The organism is Amycolatopsis sp. NPDC047767 (genome assembly GCF_040704195.1).
Lineage (GTDB): Bacteria > Actinomycetota > Actinomycetes > Mycobacteriales > Pseudonocardiaceae > Amycolatopsis.
In genome coordinates, this window is record NZ_JBEYSJ010000010.1 from 222,785 (window position 1) to 241,002 (window position 18,218).

At 70.4% G+C, this 18,218-nt stretch carries 16 protein-coding genes and 1 pseudogene; 11 read left to right on the forward strand and 6 right to left on the reverse strand.

Going from position 1 to position 18,218, the window contains the following annotated elements:
- Nucleotides 1-125: 125 nt before the first annotated feature.
- Nucleotides 126-1,133 carry an AraC family transcriptional regulator gene (locus tag AB0878_RS20665; RefSeq protein ID WP_366581850.1) on the reverse strand — a complete coding sequence of 336 codons (1,008 nt, stop codon included), beginning with the start codon at nt 1,131-1,133 and terminating at the stop codon, nt 126-128.
- A gap of 56 nt (nt 1,134-1,189) precedes the next feature.
- Here AB0878_RS20665 and AB0878_RS20670 point away from each other — a divergent pair, with 56 nt between their 5' ends.
- From AB0878_RS20670 to AB0878_RS20705, 8 genes and pseudogenes are all read left to right on the forward strand, one after another.
- A complete protein-coding gene (locus AB0878_RS20670; RefSeq protein ID WP_366581851.1) occupies nt 1,190-2,122 on the forward strand; it encodes a LysR substrate-binding domain-containing protein in 933 nt (310 codons plus the stop codon).
- Between the two features lie 147 nt (nt 2,123-2,269).
- The gene (locus tag AB0878_RS20675; RefSeq protein ID WP_366581852.1) at nt 2,270-3,736 is read left to right on the forward strand and encodes a YHS domain-containing protein; all 1,467 of its coding nucleotides are present in this window, start codon (nt 2,270-2,272) and stop codon (nt 3,734-3,736) included.
- Nucleotides 3,737-3,755: 19 nt separating this feature from the next.
- Nucleotides 3,756-4,010: a toluene-4-monooxygenase system B family protein gene (locus tag AB0878_RS20680; protein ID WP_366581853.1), complete on the forward strand. Its 255-nt coding sequence runs from the start codon at nt 3,756-3,758 to the stop codon at nt 4,008-4,010.
- 4 nt (nt 4,011-4,014) lie between these two features.
- Nucleotides 4,015-4,377 carry a Rieske 2Fe-2S domain-containing protein gene (locus AB0878_RS20685; protein ID WP_366581854.1) on the forward strand — a complete coding sequence of 121 codons (363 nt, stop codon included), beginning with the start codon at nt 4,015-4,017 and terminating at the stop codon, nt 4,375-4,377.
- Nucleotides 4,374-4,733, forward strand: a complete 360-nt coding sequence (locus tag AB0878_RS20690) for an MmoB/DmpM family protein (protein WP_366581855.1) — start codon at nt 4,374-4,376, stop codon at nt 4,731-4,733. The genes AB0878_RS20685 and AB0878_RS20690 overlap by 4 nt, the downstream gene beginning before the upstream one ends.
- Nucleotides 4,730-5,746 carry a hypothetical protein gene (locus AB0878_RS20695; RefSeq protein ID WP_366581856.1) on the forward strand — a complete coding sequence of 339 codons (1,017 nt, stop codon included), beginning with the start codon at nt 4,730-4,732 and terminating at the stop codon, nt 5,744-5,746. Before AB0878_RS20690 ends, AB0878_RS20695 begins: the two co-directional genes overlap by 4 nt.
- An 86-nt stretch (nt 5,747-5,832) precedes the next feature.
- Nucleotides 5,833-6,582, forward strand: a pseudogene (locus tag AB0878_RS20700) (NAD(P)/FAD-dependent oxidoreductase); the annotation flags it as partial.
- Nucleotides 6,583-6,616: 34 nt separating this feature from the next.
- Entirely contained in the window at nt 6,617-7,054 is a 438-nt protein-coding gene (locus tag AB0878_RS20705) for an oxidoreductase C-terminal domain-containing protein (protein ID WP_366581857.1), read from the forward strand.
- Nucleotides 7,055-7,080: 26 nt separating this feature from the next.
- Here the strand turns inward: AB0878_RS20705 and AB0878_RS20710 are convergent, their stop codons facing one another.
- Nucleotides 7,081-7,920: a dioxygenase gene (locus AB0878_RS20710; protein ID WP_366581858.1), complete on the reverse strand. Its 840-nt coding sequence runs from the start codon at nt 7,918-7,920 to the stop codon at nt 7,081-7,083.
- A 169-nt stretch (nt 7,921-8,089) separates the two neighbouring features.
- Here AB0878_RS20710 and AB0878_RS20715 point away from each other — a divergent pair, with 169 nt between their 5' ends.
- Nucleotides 8,090-9,619, forward strand: a complete 1,530-nt coding sequence (locus tag AB0878_RS20715; protein ID WP_366581859.1) for a 4-hydroxyphenylacetate 3-hydroxylase N-terminal domain-containing protein — start codon at nt 8,090-8,092, stop codon at nt 9,617-9,619.
- A 110-nt stretch (nt 9,620-9,729) separates the two neighbouring features.
- On the opposite strand, the gene AB0878_RS20720 is transcribed toward AB0878_RS20715, so the two are convergent.
- From AB0878_RS20720 to AB0878_RS20735, 4 genes are all read right to left on the reverse strand, one after another.
- Nucleotides 9,730-11,853, reverse strand: coding sequence for a LuxR C-terminal-related transcriptional regulator (locus AB0878_RS20720; RefSeq protein ID WP_366581860.1), 2,124 nt, complete (start codon nt 11,851-11,853; stop codon nt 9,730-9,732).
- A complete protein-coding gene (locus tag AB0878_RS20725; protein WP_366581861.1) occupies nt 11,850-12,410 on the reverse strand; it encodes a flavin reductase family protein in 561 nt (186 codons plus the stop codon). Before AB0878_RS20725 ends, AB0878_RS20720 begins: the two co-directional genes overlap by 4 nt.
- Before the next feature lie 84 nt (nt 12,411-12,494).
- Nucleotides 12,495-15,413: a BTAD domain-containing putative transcriptional regulator gene (locus AB0878_RS20730; RefSeq protein ID WP_366581862.1), complete on the reverse strand. Its 2,919-nt coding sequence runs from the start codon at nt 15,411-15,413 to the stop codon at nt 12,495-12,497.
- A gap of 288 nt (nt 15,414-15,701) precedes the next feature.
- Nucleotides 15,702-16,430, reverse strand: coding sequence for a dimethylsulfonioproprionate lyase family protein (locus AB0878_RS20735; RefSeq protein ID WP_366581863.1), 729 nt, complete (start codon nt 16,428-16,430; stop codon nt 15,702-15,704).
- Between the two features lie 173 nt (nt 16,431-16,603).
- Between AB0878_RS20735 and AB0878_RS20740 the strand changes: the two genes are divergently transcribed.
- Entirely contained in the window at nt 16,604-17,371 is a 768-nt protein-coding gene (locus AB0878_RS20740; protein ID WP_366581864.1) for an IclR family transcriptional regulator, read from the forward strand.
- Nucleotides 17,372-17,519: 148 nt separating this feature from the next.
- Nucleotides 17,520-18,215 carry an alpha/beta hydrolase gene (locus tag AB0878_RS20745; protein ID WP_366581865.1) on the forward strand — a complete coding sequence of 232 codons (696 nt, stop codon included), beginning with the start codon at nt 17,520-17,522 and terminating at the stop codon, nt 18,213-18,215.
- The last annotated feature ends 3 nt before the right edge of the window (nt 18,216-18,218 follow it).

Consider the following 18,218-nt stretch of genomic DNA (forward strand, 5'->3'; position numbering starts at 1 on the left):
CCGCGCCCGCCGCGATATCCGGATGACCACCGCGAGAAGCGGATCGCCCGCTCGGCCGCGGATCGCTAACTTCCCGTCGAACGTCAGCAACGGCGCTTGACGGGAGGTCTGGAATGCCGGCGGAACTAGAGTTCCTCGAACCGGAGCGTGTCCGAGGGGTTCTCCCCGAACTTGGCGCGGTACGCCTGGGCGAAGCGGCCGAGGTGGCTGAAACCCCAGCGGAAAGCCACCTCGGTCACGGAGACGGCAGGCCGCGACCCGGTCCGCAGGTCCGCGCGGACCCGCTCGAGGCGGCAGTCGCGCAGGTAGGTCATCGGCGGGACGCCGACGTAGCGCCGGAACCCCTCCTCCAGCGAGCGGACGCTGATGCCCACCAGCTCGGCGAGCTGGGCGACCGTCCACGGCACTTCGGGGCTGGCGTGCATGAGGTCGACCGCGCGCTTGACGGTCCGCGGCTGCGGGCTGGCACCCAGCTCGGAAAGTGCCTCGTGGTAGCTGTGCGGCTGTCCCCACAGCAGCCCGCCCACGATGAGCCGGCGCAGCTCGGCGGCGAGCAGCCCGTCCCTCGTGAAGGCGCCGGGCGCGTCCAGTTCCGTGGCCAGGACTTCGACCGCGTGCAGCCACGCGCGCATGGCCGGCTGCGTCAGGTCCATCGCCATGCGGAAGCGGACCGGAGCGTGCAGCGGGTGCTCGACCCGCCGGACGACCTCGTCCTCGAGGAACGTCCGGTCGATCTTGAGGCACAGCTGCTCGCTTCCGGCCTCCCACCGGTCGAGCACGGTGTGCCCGACCGGGTTGAACACGGCGGCCGTGTGCGGCGTGGCGACCACCCGCTGGTCGCCGCACGTCGATGCCACGGCTCCGGTCAGCGGCACGTTCACGTGGTAGGCGGTCTGCAGGTCGCCGCAGTCCTTGACGATCTCGGCGCCGTAGGACATTCGCCCGATCGTCAGCGGGCCGACGGTCAGCGTGCGCATCGTGAACTCGAAGTCGCGCGAGCGGTGCGTGGGATCGACGCGAAGCGGGTAGTAGACGCGGCTCAGCTCTTCGCGCGCGAACGCCAGATCGGTGGTGTGGAAGGACTTCGGCGTGCCGGACGCGCCGACAGCCGCCGTGCGGTCACCGGCACACATGGTCGGATGGTAGCTCGGTGGGATGCACCGGACAAGGCGCGGGGGAGGCGGCCGGTATGGAGCTGCGGCAGCTGAAAGCGTTCGTCGTCGTGGCGGAGGAGCTGCACTTCGGCCGCGCGGCGGACCGCCTGCACATGGCGGCTTCGCCGTTGAGCCGGCAGATCCGCAGCCTGGAACGGGAGCTGAAGGCGGTGCTCTTCCGCCGCACGACCCGCCGCGTGGAGCTGACCGCCGCCGGGCGGGTCCTGCTCGAACGGGGCCGCGCGATCCTGCGGGAGGTGGACGTGGTGAGTCGCACCGTCGCGGAACTGGCCACCGCGTCTCCGGCCCGCGTCACGGTCGCTTTCACCAGCTGCGCCGCCCAGTCCCTGCTCGCGCGCATCATGGTGACCGCCCGGCGCGTCGGTGACCTCGAAGTGGACCTGCACACGGACCTCCTCACCCCGGCCCAGCTGGACGCGATCACGAGCGGGGCGGTCGATATCGGGTTCCTCGTGCGGGCGGGCGAGCCGGTCCCGGCGGGACTCCGGTCGCACTCCCTGGCCGCCGGCTCACTGCGCGCGGTCGTGCCGGCCGGTCACCCGCTCGCCGAACGCGCCGTGATCGACCTGGCCGAGCTCGCGACCCACGACCTCATCTCCTTCCCCGCGCCGACCCGGTCGGTGGTCCGCGAGGTCACCGAGAAAGCCTGTGCGCGAGCCGGGTTCCGGCCCCGGTTCGCCTACGAAGCGGGCGAGACGGCGGCGATCCTGAACCTCGTCGCGGCGGGTCTGGGGATCAGCCTCCTGCCCGTGCCCGTCGACCTGCTCGGTCCGGGGCTCGTGCACCGTCCGGTGACTCCGGAAGCCGGCATCGAGATCAGCATGGTGTGGCGCGCCGACGAGCGGCGCGAGGCCGTGGTGCGGCTGGTCGACGCGATCCTGCGGTGCGGCCGGGAGAGCCCCCGGACCGAGGACTGCGAACTCGTGCCGGTGCGCGGAGCGCGGTAGGTGCCCGACCGTCCTTTCCGGACAGATTCAAGACAGATCCCGGAGCGACGCCGTCGGGATCATTGTGACCGGATTCGACCTTGGTCCGGCGGCCGCCCGCGCACATCCTGGTTCACAGCAGCACGAAGTGAGTTCAAAGGAGAACGCATGCCACACCTCAAGCGCGAGGACTGGTTCGATCTCGGTCGCCGGCTGGACTGGACACCCGAGTACGTGACCCGCGACGAGCTCTTCCCGGAGTTCGCCACCGACGAGTCCGCGCTGCCGAGCGAGGCCTGGGAAGAGTGGGACGAGCCGTACAAGGTCTCCTACCGGGAGTACGTCGACATTCAGCGGCAGAAGGACGAGGGACTCTACGGCGTCAAGACCGCGGTGGGGCGTGCTCGTTACGTCGAGGGCGCCGACCCCCGCTGGCGCGCGATCATCAAGGAGCACTACGGCGTCGCCTCCGTCGCGGAGTACTTCGCCGGGCTGTCCGAGGCGAAGCTCGCGCGCTTCGCGCCGTCGGCCTCGTGGCGCACCGTCGCCACGCTCGGCATGCTCGACGAGATCCGCCACGGCCAGCTCCAGCTGTTCTTCCCGCACTCGTATGTGAAGCTGGACGAGCAGTTCGACTGGGCGCAGAAGATGTACCACACCAACGAGTGGGGGACGATCGCCGCGCGGTCGATGTTCAGCGACCTGTTCCTGGCCGGCAGCGCGGTCGACGCGGCGATCGCGGAGACGTTCGTGTTCGAGACCGCGTTCACCAACCTCCAGTTCCTGGGCATGGCCTCGGACGCGCTCAAAGCGGGCGACATCGAGTTCTCCTCCTTGCTGCAGTCCATCCAGACCGATGAGGCGCGGCACTCACAGCAGGGCGCGGCCGTGATCGAGGTGCTGCGCAAACACGATCCCGATCACGCCCAGTACGTCGTGGACAAGTCGGTGTGGCGGACGTGGAAGGTCTTCACGCTGCTGACCGGCATGCCCATGGACTACTACATGCCGCTGGAACACCGCGTGCACTCCTTCAAGGAGTTCATGGAGGAGATGGTGCTCGACCAGTTCAGCAAGTACATGCTGGACTCGGGACTCAAGCTGCCGTGGTACTGGGACCAGCTGCTCGACGAGGTCGACAACTTCCACCACTCGATGCACCTGGGCTCGTGGACCTACCGGCCGACGCTGTGGTGGGACCCGGCCGCCGGGGTGTCCCCGCAGGAACGGGAGTGGCTCGCGGTGAAGTACCCCAAGTGGGAGGAGACCTGGGGCCCCAAGTGGGACGTCATCACCGAGAACGCGAGGGCCGGGCGCGAGGACCTGACCCTGCCGTCGACGTTGCCGGTCACCTGCAACATGTGCCACCTCCCGATGACCGTGTGGAACGCCCACGCCGCCCCGCTGCGGACCGTGCAGCTGGACGGGCGCCGGTACCGGTTCTGCTCCGAGCCCTGCCAGTGGATCTTCGAAAAGGAACCCGCGAAGTACCGGGGTCACCTCTCGCTGATCGACCGGTTCGTCGCCGGGCACATCCAGCCGCCCGATCTCGACGGAGCGCTCGCGTACATGGGCATCACCCCCGGCGTGGCCGGCAAGGACGCACTGGACTACGCCTGGGCCCGCACGGCCTGACCGAGGAGGAGAACACCCGATGGGTTCACCCATGCCGGTGGTCGCGCACTTCCGTGGCGACTTCCTGTACAACCTGGTCCTGATCGAGGACACCGACACCATCGAGCAGGTGGCGCAGGCGTGCGCCGCTCATTCGGTCGGCCGGCGGGTACCGGTGCTCGACCGCGCCCTGCGCGTCGAGCACGCGGGCCGGTTCCTGGAGCCCACCAGGTCGGCGGCCGAAGCGGGCGTGCAACCGATGGACGAGGTCATCGTCTCCTACGCCGACTCGTGATCCGATGACCGAACACGAGAAGCCGGCCGAGAGCTGGCATTCGACGGGCGCCGAAGAAGACCTCTGGGCGGGGGAGATGTCGTACTGGCAGCTGCCCGGAGGCACCCCCGTCCTGCTGGTCAATGTGGACGGACGAATTCGCGCTTACCAAGGAATGTGCCCGCACCAGGAGAACACGCTCGAAGACGCCGATTTCGACGCCGGCGTGATCACCTGCCCCGCCCACCTGTGGGAGTTCGACGCCACCGACGGCGCGGGCATCAACCCGGCGAACACCAGGCTCAGGGAGTACCCGGTGGAGATCCGGGCCGGCGAGGTCTTCGTCCGGGTGCCGGCCGCCGAACCAGGAAAGGTGTGTCACCGATGACCCAGACCGACACGACCCGCGACCCCGCGCCACCCGAAGGTGCGGCGCTGGTCGGGCCGATCATGCAGGCCGGGGAGATGGCGGAGCTGGTCGCCGACGCCATCGCCCAGGACAACCCCGGAGCCGACGTGCTGGTCCGGGACCAGGGATCGTTCATCCGCATCCACACGCCCGGCATCTGCCGGCTGACCCGCCGGACCCTCAGCGAGCTCGCCGGCCGGCCGCTGCGGATCGGGGACGTCGAGCCGCACATGGCGTTCTTCGCCGGCCACATCACCACGACCACCGACGAGATCGTCTGGCGCACCGGGCAGAGCGCCGGACGCCCGGCTCCGGTCGAAGGAGGAGCACGATGACGAGTGACGTGACGCCGGGAACCCGGCGCCGCCGGACGTGGAGCCGGTACACGGATCGCAAGGTGCCGACCGAGTACGAGTTCGTGTCGCACGACCTGCACTGGCACTACAAGCCGGGCCAGCCGCCGTGGGAGATGGCGCCGGACCACGTGTGGAACCGGTGGTACATCGAGAACCGCAACGACTCGCCCTTCACCTGCCCGGACTGGAACCGCTTCCGCGATCCGGACATGCTGGTGTACCGCACCTACGTGAAGATGCAGGACGAGGCGGAGAACTACGTCGACGGCCTCATCGACGACCACGAGGACCGCGCGGCCTACGCGACGCTGCCGCAACCGTGGCTGGGCGCTCTGCGGTCCGGGTACACCCCCTTCCGGTATGCCGGCCACGCCCTGCTCATGGCGGCGACCTACGTGATGTCGATGGCGCCGTCGAGCTACATCAGCAACGCGGTCGCGTTCCAGGGCGGGGACGAGCTGCGCCGCATCCAGCGCATCGCCTACCAGACCAGGCAGCTGCAGCTCCACCACCCGGAGTTCGGGTTCGGCGACGACCGGGTCCGCTGGGAGCGTGAAGCGTCCTGGCAACCGCTGCGCAAGGTGCTCGAGCTGCAGCTGGTGGAAAAGGACTGGGGCAAGGCGTTCGTGTCGCTGAACTTCGTCGTCAAGCCGGCGGTCGACGCCGTGTTCAACGTGCGGCTCGCCGAAGCCGCCGAAGCGCACGGCGACGGGCTCACGGCCATGATGCACCGCCACCTGCAGCAGGACTCGGAGCGCAGCGTCCGCTGGTCCGTCGCGCTCGCCCGCACGGCGATCGAAGGCGCGGCGGACAACTTCGGGCTGATCTCGGGTTGGGTGAATGAGGCCCTGCCGGCGGTGACCGACGCGGTCGTCGACGCCTCGGCGCCACTGTCCACTTCGGTCGCTGCGCTCGATCCGGCCGAAACGCGGGCCGCGGTCCGTGAAGCGGTCGCGGCCGCGGTGCGGGAGATCGGCATCGAGCAGTCCTGACCCTCCACGCCGCCGACGGCGGTGCGCGTCCGGTTCCGGCGCGCACCGCCGTCGGCGTTCCCCACCCACCGAAGACGGGAGAGACCATGACCGACCGCTCGCCGACACCGCGCCGCGTCGTGATCGTGGGCGGCTCGCTGGCCGGCCTGCACGCCGCGGAGGAGCTGCGTGCGGCCGGGTACGACGGCTCGCTGACGCTGGTGAGCGCCGAGCGGCGAGCGCCCTACGACCGGCCGCCACTGTCCAAACAGGTCCTCACCGGCGAGTGGCCGCTGGACCGCGCGGCGTTGCGCAGCAGCGAAGAGCTCGCAGCGTTACAGGCCGAAGTGCACCTCGGGGTGCACGCGACCGCACTCGATGTGTCGCGCGGGATCGTGACGACCGACGCCGGCCTCGACCTGCCCTACGACGGGCTGATCCTCGCGACCGGCTGCACGGCCCGATCACTGCGCGGCGAGACGGCGCGGCCGGGGCTGCACACGTTGCGGACCGACGAGGACAGCCGGGCCCTGCGGCAGACTCTGCTCGGCGGTGGCCACCTGGTCGTGGCGGGCGCGGGGTTCATCGGCATGGAGGTGGCGGCGGCCGCCCGGGCCCTGGGCGCGGACGTCACCGTGGTCGAGCCTTGGCCCGTCCCGATGCAGGCCGCGCTCGGCGACCGGATCGGTACCGCGCTGGCGGACCTGCACCGCGCGCACGGCGTGAAGTTCCGCCTGGGGCAGACGATCAGCCGGGTTCTCGGCGCCGCTCGGGTCGGGGGTGTCGAGCTCAGCGACGGCACCGTCCTCGACGCCGACGCGGTTCTGGTCGGGATCGGTGCGACGCCGGCCACGGACTGGCTCGCCGGCAGCGGCCTCGACGCGACCGACGGTGTCGCGTGCGACGCGTACCTGGCCGCCGGGTGTCTATGCCGCCGGCGACCTCGCGCGCTGGGACAACCCGCTCTTCGGCACGCGCATGCGGGTCGAGCACTGGTCCAACGCGACCGAGCAGGGGGCCGCGGCGGCCCGGAACCTGCTCGCGGCGCCCGAGGACCGGAAACCGTTCGCCTCGGTCCCGTACTTCTGGTCCGACCAGTACGACACGTCGATCCAGTTCGCCGGACGGCCGGGCCGGGAGCGAGTGCCGGTCGTCGACCTCGACGGCCCGCAACCCGAGTTCCTCGTCCTCACCGGCGAGAGCGGCACGCTCACCGGTGTCCTGTCGGTCAACTCCCCGAAGGCCTTCCTGCGGCTGCGCAGGATGATCAAGAACAAAGCGAGTCTCGCGGACGCCGCCGATGCCGCCCGCGCGCTCCGGTTCCGCTGACCCACCCGTGTTCTCACCTGAGGGTCTCAGCGCGGTTGGTCCAGCACGAAGGTGCGCTCGACGAGATCGTACGGCCCGTCCGGTCCCTCTCGGAGGTCCCGCCGGTACAGCAGCGACTGCTTGGTGCCGAACACCGGGTCGTCGGTGAGGTACGGGTCGTCGTCGCGGAACAGCATCGTCGTCACGGTCGAGAAGCCCGGTGCCGCGATCCGGACGTGGATGTGCCCGGGACGCATGACCGGCCGCCCGGTGGCGTGCATCAGCTCGCCGACCGGCCCGTCGTCCGGAATCGGGTAGGGGGCCGGCGCGATGCTGCGGATCGTGACCGTCCCGTCCGGGCCGGTGCGGAACAGGCCGCGCATCGCGGCGGCGTCCAGGCCGGGTACGTCGGAGTCGTAGTGGCCGTGGCTGTCGGCGTGCCACACGTCGAATTCGGCCCCGGGCACCGGGGCGCCGGCGGTGTCGACCACGGTGGCGTGGAACAGCAGTGGTGTGCCGGGCAGCCCGTTGGAGATGTCGGCGCCGTCGGCGAACTCGGGCCGTACCTGGCGGTAGAAGGGGCCCTGGACGCTGTTTTCGGTCGTGCCGGTGCTCCGTCGGTGGTTGACCGTGTCGACGAGCATGGTCACTCCGAGCACGTCGGAGAGCAGGATGAACTCCTGTCGCCGGTCGTCGGATTTCTGTCCGGTCCGGGTCAGGAAGCCGACCGCATACGCCCATTCGGCCTCGGTGAGGTCGACATCGCGGACGAAGTCGTGCAGATGCCGCACCAGGCTGGACAGCACTGTGCGGATTCGCGCGTCGGGCGTGTCCGCCAGTGTCTGCAGCACCGCTTCGGTAATGCTTTTTTCGTCCGGGTCCAGCATTTTTTCCTCCTCGCACTTGTGCTGGAAAGGTAGCCGGACGTGCGTTAGCCGCGGCGAAATCCGGTGTTACCTCGGATTCACCCCGCGAGCTCAGGGTTGTCTCACCCCCTTCCGCTGCACGGTGGACACCGGCGCATCGAGACGCGCCACCGAGCGGAAGGAGCGATCTGTGCTGCGAACCGGCAAGGAATACCTGGACGCACTGGACGACGGCCGGGTGGTGTGGGTCGGGGACGAAAAGGTCGACAACGTGGCCACTCATCCGAAGACGCGGGACTACGCGAAGCGCATCGCGGACTTCTACGACCTGCACCACCGCGACGACCTGCGCGATGTCATGACCTACGTCGACGACGACGGTGAGCGTCGTTCGATGACCTGGTTCCGTCACACGACGAAGGACGAGCTGAAGCGCAAGCGCCGTTATCTGGAGACGGTGATCCGCGAGCTCGACGGCGGCGCCGTGCCGAGGACGCCGGACGTCAACAACTACGTGCTGCACACCTACAAGGACGATCCTGTGCCGTGGAGTGAGCAGTCGCAGGGCACCGGCGGGCGTGACCTGACGGTGGGAATCCGGGAGTTCTGGGACCTCATGGTCGAGGGCGATCTCAACGCCGTTCCGGCGTTCGTCGACCCGCAGACCGACCGGTCGCGTGAGTCGGCCCAGGCCGAGTCGCCGGCGTTGCGGATCGTGGAGACCCGTGAGGACGGCATCGTCGTGCGCGGTGTGAAGGCCATCGCGACGGGTGCGGCGTTCGCCGACTTCATCCACATCGGGGTGTTCTTCCGGCCGGGGATCACCAGCGAACAGGTCATCTTCGGCGCGGTCCGGGCGAACACTCCCGGCGTCACCCTGGTCTGCCGGGAAAGCACCGTGAAGGAAGGCCAGTACGAAGAGCACCCGCTGGCCGCCAAGGGCGACGAGCTGGACACGACGATCCTCTTCGACGACGTGTTCATCCCGTGGAACCAGGTCTTTCACATCGGCAACCCGAAGCACGCTTCGTTCTACCCGCAGCGAGTGTTCGACTGGCTGCACTACCAGGCGCTCGTGCGCCAGACCATCCGCGCCGAGGTGATGGTCGGCCTGGCCCTGCTGATCACCGAGCACGTGGGGACCTATCAGCTGCCGCCGGTTCAGGCTCGGCTGGCTCAGCTCGTGGGCTTCCACCAAACGCTGCGCGCCCACCTGCTGGCCTGTGAGGAAGACGGGTTCACCACACCGGGCGGGCTGTACAAGCCGAGTGTGCTGCTCTTCGACTTCGGCCGGGCCTACTACCTGGAGAACGTGCCCCGGATGGTCAACGAACTGGTCGATCTGGCGGGACGCGCATCACTGATCTTTCCCACCGAGAAGCAGTGGAACCAGCCGGAGCTGCGCCGGTGGCTCGAGCCGTTGCAGACGGGTCCGATCGGGCGGCCGCACGACCGGCTCAAGATCAGCCGGGTCATCCGGGACCTGTACCTGTCGGACTGGGGCGATCGGATCAGCGTGTTCGAGAACTTCAACGGAACCCCGTTGCTGGCGGTGCGCATGCTGACCATGAACCGCGCGGAGATGGCACCGTCGGGCCCCCTGACCGACCTCGCGCGGAAGATCGCCGGGATCGAGCCGGCAACGCCGAAGGACGACGGGAGGACGGAGTACGCCGGGCAAGCCGGCTACGCCCGCCGGCAGGACGCACGCGCCCACTGACCGCCAGACCGCGGCTCGGGACGGCCGGTGCCCACCACCCGGCCGTTTCGGGCCGCCACCAAGCCGGGGAGTGAGCCGCGCTGTCATCGGCTCGGTGAGGCCGGCGCCGGTCACGCCCCGCCGGTGGGCGTGGCGTGACCGGTGGCCGAACCGGCTGCGGCTCCCCGGCTGACGGCATCGGCGCGATCGTGGGCACCCAGCTTGCGGAACACCGACCGGACATGGGTTTTCACGGTGTTGTGCGAGACGTGCAGTTCGGCGGCGATCTCGCGCAGCGTCAGCGGCCCGGACAGGGCACGCAGCACGGCGCGTTCCCGATCGGACAGCACGGCCGGGCGGAGATCCGGGACCCCGCAAGGCCATTGCTCCTCGAACAAGGCGGCCAGCACTGGGCCGTACCGGAGGCCGGCGAGCGCGGCGCGCGCCTGTGCGTGGGCTCGCCGCCGGTGCCGAGCGTCCCCGGAAGTGGACGTCGAGTGCGCGTGGAGGAGAGCGGAGAAGGCCTCCGCATGGGGAGCGGCGGGTACCAAAGCCGCCGTAGGGGGCGCAGTCCTGCCGCGGTCCGCGGCCGCCAGGCACGCCACCGCGACGACGGGAGCCGCACACCGCGTCGGATCGAGTTCGTGCAGAGCGGCCGCTTGCGTGGCCGAGGCGAGCGCGGCTGTGGTGTCGCCGGTGAGCAGCAACCCGGCGGTGCGCGCGTCCAGTGCCCGCACCGAGACATCCCGGTAGCCGAGCCCGTCCGCGTCACGAGCCGTCACGGCGAGCTGGTCGACGACCCCGGCTGCCCGACCCTCCCACACCCCGGCGGTGCCGAGCGCGGCGTGAGCCATGAGCAACCACCAGGGCCGGGCTCCCGCCGGTCGGTGGGCGGTGATCACCCGCGTGGCGGCGCACTGCGCGGTGGCCAGATCGCCGCGTTGCAGGGCCAGCCACGCCCGCACGGCAAGCGCCGGGCCATCGTCCGGCCCGGCGAGCCGGGTCGCCGCGCGGGCGGGGTGCCCGCAGGCCAGCTCCGCCGCCGCGGCAATCGCGTGCGCCTCGGCGGGCATCGTCGGCGCCTCGTCGAGGCGTGCGAGCAGGGTCCGCGGGTGCGCCGCCGGCCACGTCTCGAGTGCTGTCCGGATGGCGACGTCGGGCAGCCCGGCCATTCGGGCGTGCTCGTAGGCGGCGTCGGGATCGCCTTCCTGCCTTAGGCGTGTTGCCGCGCGGGCGTGCAGAGCTGCGACGGCATCGGGTTGTTCCGCCGTCAGCACGGAGCTCAGCACGAGCCGCAGCACCGGGTGGCATCGCAGACCCGCCCGGGTGCGCCGCAGCAGCAGCGAGGACTCGGCCAGCGCGTTTAGCGTCTCGCCGGCAGCGGGCAGCGCCGTCACTTCCGCACAACGTTCGGGCGTCAGCTCCGTCAGCACGCTGCTGTACAACAGCAGCCGGCGTTGGCGCGACGTGACGCGTTCGAGCACCTCGGCGCGGAAGAAGTCCTCGACCGAGGGCACGGGATGGGGCAGGGCAGCGCCGAGCGGCTGGTTCCGCAGGGCCATGCCGGCCAGCCGCAGACCGGTCGCCCAGCCCGCGTACCCGTGCCGCAGCGCGGCCGCTTCCGCGCGGTCGACCGGGCAGCCGGCCGTGGCCGACAGCAGTTGCCGGGTCTCGGCCAGGTCAAGCCGCAAGTCCTCTTCGGTGAACTCGGCGAGGCGACCGGCCGCGCGAAGCGAGGCGATCGGCCCACTCGGCGGGCGCGCGGTGGCCAGCAGGACCCGGACTGTGTCGGGAGCCCGGCGGACGAACTCGTCCAGCGCGGCCCGGGTCACCGGGTGCTCGACGACGTCCAACCCGTCGAGCACGAGCGCCAAGGACCCGGTCGAAGCCAGAGCGTTGAGCAGCTCGGGGATGATCTCCGTGAACAGGGTCGGCTCGTCGTCGAGCAGTGCCGCCGGGGGAGCCGGGACGTCGGCGCAGTAGGGCCGTACCGATTCGAGCACCGCGGACCACACGCCCGCCGGGGTGTCGTCATGGCTGCTCAGGCTCACCCAGGCGCACCGCCGGGAGGCGACCCACTGGGCCAGCAGCACGGTTTTCCCGGCGCCGCGAGGCGCGGCCACCAGGATCACCGGTTCGCTGACCGCGTCCAGCCGGGCCAGCAGCCGCGCGCGGCGCACGTCGTCCGGGTGCGGGGGAGGCGGCCGCAGCCGGGTCCGGACGACGACGGCCGACCGCGTTCGGGGTGCGGTCACATCGCCGACGCGAAGTGCCAGCTCCCGGTCGTCCCGCTGGGAGTGGCCGGGCCGGTGAGACTGCCGAAAGCACTGGCGAAGTACACCAGGGGGTTCGTGCCCGGGACATGATCGCACTTCAGCACGTCGCCCACCACGATCGTGTGGTCACCGCCCGGCAAGGTATCCGCGACGGAGCAGACGAAGTGCGCGATCGCGTCGGTCAGAACCGGGACGTCACTGTCCGTCCGCAGCTTCATGCCGGCGAATTTGTCCTTGCGGCGGGTCGCGAAGTGCTTCGCGATGTGTTCGTGGTCTTCGCCGAGGACGTTGACGGCGAAATTGCCGGACTCGGTGATCGCCTTGCAGGTCGGAAGATTCGAGCCGATGCACACGAGCAGCTGCAGCGGGTCCATCGACAGTGAGGCCACCGCGCTCGCGGTCATCCCGGCGGGCCCGTCCGCGGTGCGGGTGGTGATCACGGCCACCCCCGTGCTGAACCGGGAAATGGCCTGGCGGAAACGGAAAACCCCATTCTCCGTATCAGCAGGAACGGCAAGATGCTTCACGCTGTCCATTGCTACCTCCAGGGGAGCACGCGGGTGACGTCGGCCGAAAACCAGCGTGCCACCGGGTTCGTTATCGCCCGCGAAATCGGTGCGTCAGCTCCGCAGCCGGGTGACCAGGCGGTGCACCTCCGCCGACGGCGGGACGGCCAGCTCTCGCATGGTCGCCACATAACGTTGGTACAGCGCGAGCACGTCGTCGTCGTTGCCGCTGGCTTGGGCGAGCGTGATCCGCAGCAGCCAAGCCTGCTCGCGGTACGGATCGAGGCGCAGCACTGTGTCCGCGTTGGCGACCGCATCCCGATACCGGCCGAGCCGGAACGCGACCCGGGCGACGTCCAGCCGGGCCCGGACGATGCGCTCGTCGAGTTCGACGCGGCGCGCGTCCGCCCACGCACCGGACAGGTCGCCGAGATATCTGCCTCGCTCGGTCCGGGCCAGCGCCGCGGTCAACGTGTCCAGCCGGGCTTCCCCGTTCTGGTGATCGGCCTGCGCGAACGCCTCCAGGACTTCGGCCGCGCTGCTGCTGACCAAGTCGGGACCGGGGAGGCGGAACCGGTCTTCCCGCACGACGGGCGACAGTTCGTCCGGCACCACCTCACGCAGGCGATACAGCGCCTGCCGCAAGTAGCTGCGCCCGGCCGCTTCGTTGTTCGAGTCGAACAGTGCGCCGAGCAGTTCCTGACGGCTGGCCTCGTGACCGGGGGTGGCCAACAGGTAGGCGAGCAGCTCGATGCTCTTGCGCAGCCGGGGCGTCACCGGCGAGCCGTCCACCCGCAGCTCCGGCTCACCCAGATCCTCGAGCACCAGCCTCGGCGCCCGGCCGGCCGCGGTGATCCGGCGGCCGTTCGCGAGTGACGCGGTCAGCTCGTGCCAGTGCGACAGCCGGTCCGATTCGGTGTCCGCGCCGCGTACGGCCACGGCCGGTACGTCCGCCAGTGCGTTGAGCAGCAGATGCACCGAACCCCGTTCCTCCGCGATACCGATCGCCAGTGCCGCCGACTCGTCGGAGGCATCCTCCGCGCCCATCCGCCACTGGACTTCGGCCAGGTAACACGCCACAGTCGGGATCTCGAGCATGCGGTCTGCGGCGCGCATGCTCCGCAGACTCCGTTGCAGCACGTCGCTGGCCTCGGTGTCACGGTGGCGCAGCAGGAACGCGAGCCCTCGCCAGAGCAAGGCCAGCTCGCGGGTGAACGCGTGCCGGCGTGAGCCGCTCGTCTCCGCCTCGTCCAGCGCGCGATGCGCGGCTTCCGGATCGTGATGAAGGCGCAGGCACAACTTCGCCTCCATCAGGTGCAGCAGCACCCGGTAGATCTGGGATCCGGTCGCCGCCACGAGTTCGTGGCCGCGCTGCAGGGCCTGCCACGCGTCCTCGGCGCGCCCGAGGTCGATCATGAGCTCCACGGCGTCCAGCGCGTGCAGCCACAGGGGCTGAGGTGCTTCGCGGTGCGCCTCGTAGCGCGCCATCGCCTGTTCGATCCGCCCCGTCGCGCGGAGGCCGGCGATGACCCACGGCGCACCGAGAACGCTGCGCCACGGGCCGTGTGTTCCGGGGTCGTCCAGGCCGGCCAGCCGCCCGCGCATGAAGGCCAGCCGCATCAGCATCCCGTCCAGTGGTCCCGACGGGGTGGTCGCGAACGCCGGGAACGGGGGAGGGGGTTCGTCGCGGCTCAGTGCGAGCACGGTCAAGGCGATGTCCCTGGCTCGCCCCGGTGACATCACCTCGGCTACTTGCCCGGCATCGGCGATGCGGCCCGCGTGCCACAAACACCACACCAGCAGGACCAGGGCTTCCCCCGAGCCGTCGGCCGCCAGTTCGGTGATCCAGCCCCGGCCGTGCCGGTCGTAGAGCTCGACCGCCCGCCCGGCCTGTTCGAGGGCGAAGGCGACGCGCAGCACGATCCCGCCGATCGCAGGGCTGAGCGGACGCTCGGAGGCCTGCAGTTCGTCGAGCCACCGCGCCGCGGGCCCGAAGTCCATCCGCTCGATCAGCCGCGGCAGCAGTTCGGCCGCCAGTACCCACGCCTCGTCGACCGCACCGACGCCGAGCAGCGCGTCCACGGCCTCCTCCTGCTCGCCGCGGCGAACCAGCAGCCGGGCGTGCCGCAGGCGGATCCGCTTCAGCTCGCCGGGCTCCTGCTCCGCAAGGAGTTCGCGCAGGTGGTCACGCAGTTGCGGGCTGACGATCAACGTCCGGTCGTCGGGCCAGGTCGCCGGAAGGTGACGGTGGCGCAGCGCCGCCATGATCCGGGGTGCGTCTTCGAGCCGGAGCGCGAGCGCGTCGTCGACGGTCACCTCGTCCAGCAGGCTGGTGTACACCAGGAACCGGCGCTCCTGTTCGGACAGTCCGGACAGGACGTGCGTGGAGAGGTAGTCACGAAGCCGGTGCGGCGCGTCGGCGAGGGTCCCATCGGCGAAGAGGATTCCCGCCACCCACCCGCCGGTGACGCGAATGGCCTCAGCCGCGTCCGACGCCGATCGCCCGGCCAGGCGCAACGCTTCCGCGGCCTCGTCGAGATCGAAGGCGAGGTCCGAACCAGTGAGCTCCGCGATCCGGCCCAGTTCTCCGGTCGACCCGGTGTCCAGCGGCAAGGCCGTCCGGGAAATGAGGATGATCCCGACGTCCGCGGGCGCGTACCGGGCGAGTGCGGACAGCACGGCGAGCGCCTCGTCACTGCCGCAGACCCGCTCGGCGTTGTCGCAGACGAGCACGATTCCGGTGCCGTGCAAGCTCTCGGCGAGCAGCCCCGCCGCCTCACCGACCAGGATCCCGGCGGCAAGCGCGTCGGTCGCCGCGCCACTCGCTTCGGGGGCGTGCGGCGTGACCGCCGCCTCGAGGTACAGCAGAAGGCGTCCCGCAGCCGATTCCGTACCGTCGAGCGACAGCCACGCCACCGGCCGGTCGAGGTCCCGCAACGCCAGGGCAACGGCCGTGGTCTTGCCCGACCCTGCTGCCGCATACACGGTCAGCACGTTCGCCCGCTCGAGCAGCGCGCGGACGCGGGCGGTCACCCGCTCCCGCCGGACCAGACGATCACCGAGAACCGGCGACGCCAGCTTCCGCCGGATGACGGTACGCCGCGACCCACCGCCATCGGCCGGCGCCACGCGACGCACCTCCCCATGCCGTGTTGCTGAGCCGTGTGGATCTTCCACGGTCAAGTGTCCCCTCGCCGGCACAGGTCAGCAACGTGCGATTTCGCCTGGATTAACAGGCCTGGCGTCCGCTCAGCTCCGGTGCAGGAAACCCACCTCGACGTCCCTCCTTGAGCAGCGCTACCGAACGGGGTCGACGAGCTGTCACACTGCGGAGGGGAGGGATGAGTCCTCGGGCATCGCGTCCATCAGCGTCTCGTTCGCGTCATCGCACCCCGTTCCGCGTTGATGCCGGGGTTCAGCCGGGTGGGTTGATGAGGCGGGCCGGTGTGTGGAGGTCGCCGCGCCAGAGGTAGAGCGCCAGGAGGGGGATGGCGTCGGTGTGGATGGCGTGCGGTCGGGTGGGGTGTGGTGCAGGACTGTGCCGGGTTCGCGTGCGACGTAGGGGGATTCGTCGGTGGACCAGCGGGCCCTGGTGAGCGGTACGTAGACCTCGTCGGCTGGATGCCGGTGAGGCGGGTAGTGCAGGTGGGGGCCGAGCAGCAGAACGCCGAGCGTGAGCAGGCCGGCGGGGTCTACGGCGACGGGTAGCGCGGCGGCGGAACCCAGCAGGGTGCAGTGCGCGTAGCCGGGCAGGAAGTGTTCGTGGGGTGGATTGCTCACGTAGGTGCTGGTCTGCGTCCACCGCGCGGACGTCAGCGCCTGCACCAGTCCGGTCACGTCGTTCGCCCGCGCGATGCGGAGGGCCTTCGGCAGGTGGCGCAGGGCGGGCAGGGCGGCGCTCGGTGCTGCCGGCCTGACCGGCGCGGTCGGGTGCGCATTGCGCAGGTCGGCCGCGTGCTCGGGCAGGCCTTCGCTCGCCAGCCGCCGGGCCAGGTCGGTGACGAGCGCTGTCACCGCGGCAGTCGCCGGTGTGGAGCTTCCTGCGGTCACCGCGATCATCTCCCTGCGGTCGCTGCGACGATCCGGACGGGATCATCGAAGCTGAAGCCTGGTCCGTGCCCAAACGCCAGGCCGTGCATGTCGCAGCTTTCGCTCGGACGAGGCGCGGCAGGGGGTGCCGCCGGTTTCCTTCGTCTTCCCCGTCCCTGTGCGAGACTGGCGCAATGCCTCGTGTCAGCACGGGTGAGTCGGTTCTGGCGCGGGCCGTGCGGATCTTCGATGTCTTCACCGCGGCGCAGCGTGCGGTGACGATCACGGACATCGCGCGCCGCGCCGGGCTGCACGTCGCCACGGCGTCGCGGCTGGTCGCCGAGCTGGTCGAGCACGGCCTGCTCGTCAGAACCCCCGACGGCCGGGTGCAGATCGGCATCAGGATGTGGGAACTGGCCCAGCGCGCATCGCCCACGCTGTCGCTGCGGGAAGCCGCGATGCCGTTCCTGGAAGATGTCCACGACATCGTCGGGCACCACGTGCAGCTCGGTGTGCTCGACGGCACCGAGGTGCTGTTCATCGAGCGGCTCTCGGCGCGGGGCGGCGTCATCAACTTCACCCAGATCGCCGGGCGGCTCCCGGTGCACGCTTCCTCGTCCGGCCTGGTGCTGCTCGCATTCGCGCCGGGCGAACTGCAGGAACGAGTCCTGACCGGACCGCTGAAGCAGTTCACCACCCACACGATCACCCGACCGGGGCGCCTGCGGACCGTGCTGGCCGGCATCCGCAGAGACGGCTACGTCATCACCAACGGACACCTTCATCCCGACGCGACCGGGACAGCCGTGCCGATCAGCCACGACGGCACCGTCGTGGCCGCCCTCTCGGCGATCGTCCCGAACAACAGGCAAGCCAACGCGGTCGTCCCCGTCCTGCGCACCGCCGCGCGAGGCATCACCCGCGCGCTGAACGGACCGAGCGCCGACAGTTCGCATCCGTAGTATCAATCATTGAGAACGTCCTTCTCCTGAACGCAGGCAATCCGCATCCTCGGAGAAACCCGATTCCGGGGGAGGACACGGTGATCTCGGCCGCCGCGACGTGCGGCCCGCGTGTGCTTCCGCGCCGTCCAAGACTCAAGGAGGAGTTATGGCACAGCGGTTGGTACTGGTTCCTGGCGCATGGCACGGCGCGTGGGCGTGGGAGCCGATCCTGCCCGCGCTGCGCGCCCGCGGGTTCGACCCGGTGACGGTCGAACTGCCCAGCACCAAGGGAGCCGGCGACCTGCGCGATGATGCCGGCGCGGTGCGCGCGGCGGTGCGGGGATCGACCGAGCCGACGGTGGTGGTGGCGCACTCCTACGCGGGCATCCCGACGTCCGAGGCCACCGCGGGCCTGGCCCACGTCACGCGATTGGTGTACGTCTGTGCCTTCATGCTGGACACCGGCCAGTCCCTCACGGGTGTGCTCGGTGGCGCAATTCCGCCGTGGTGGGACGTCGATGACGAAGCGGGCCTGATCACCGTGAACGACGCGCGAACCGCGTTCTACGGTGACGTCGACGAAGAGCTGGCCACGCAGTGGTCGGCACGTCTCGGCGCGCAGACCACCGCGTCGTTCCAGCAGCCGCAACTGGCGTCCGGCTGGCACACCATCCCCAGCACCTACGTGGTGTGCAACCAGGACGGCGCGATTCCGCCCGAAGCCCAGCGCGGCATGGCGCAGCAGGCCGACCACGTCGTGGAACTCGACTCGGCCCACTCGCCCTTCGCCTCGCGCATCGAGGAGCTCGCCGACGCCGTCGCCGCCGTACCCGCTGCGAAGCAACCCCAGGTCACGCGCTGACGC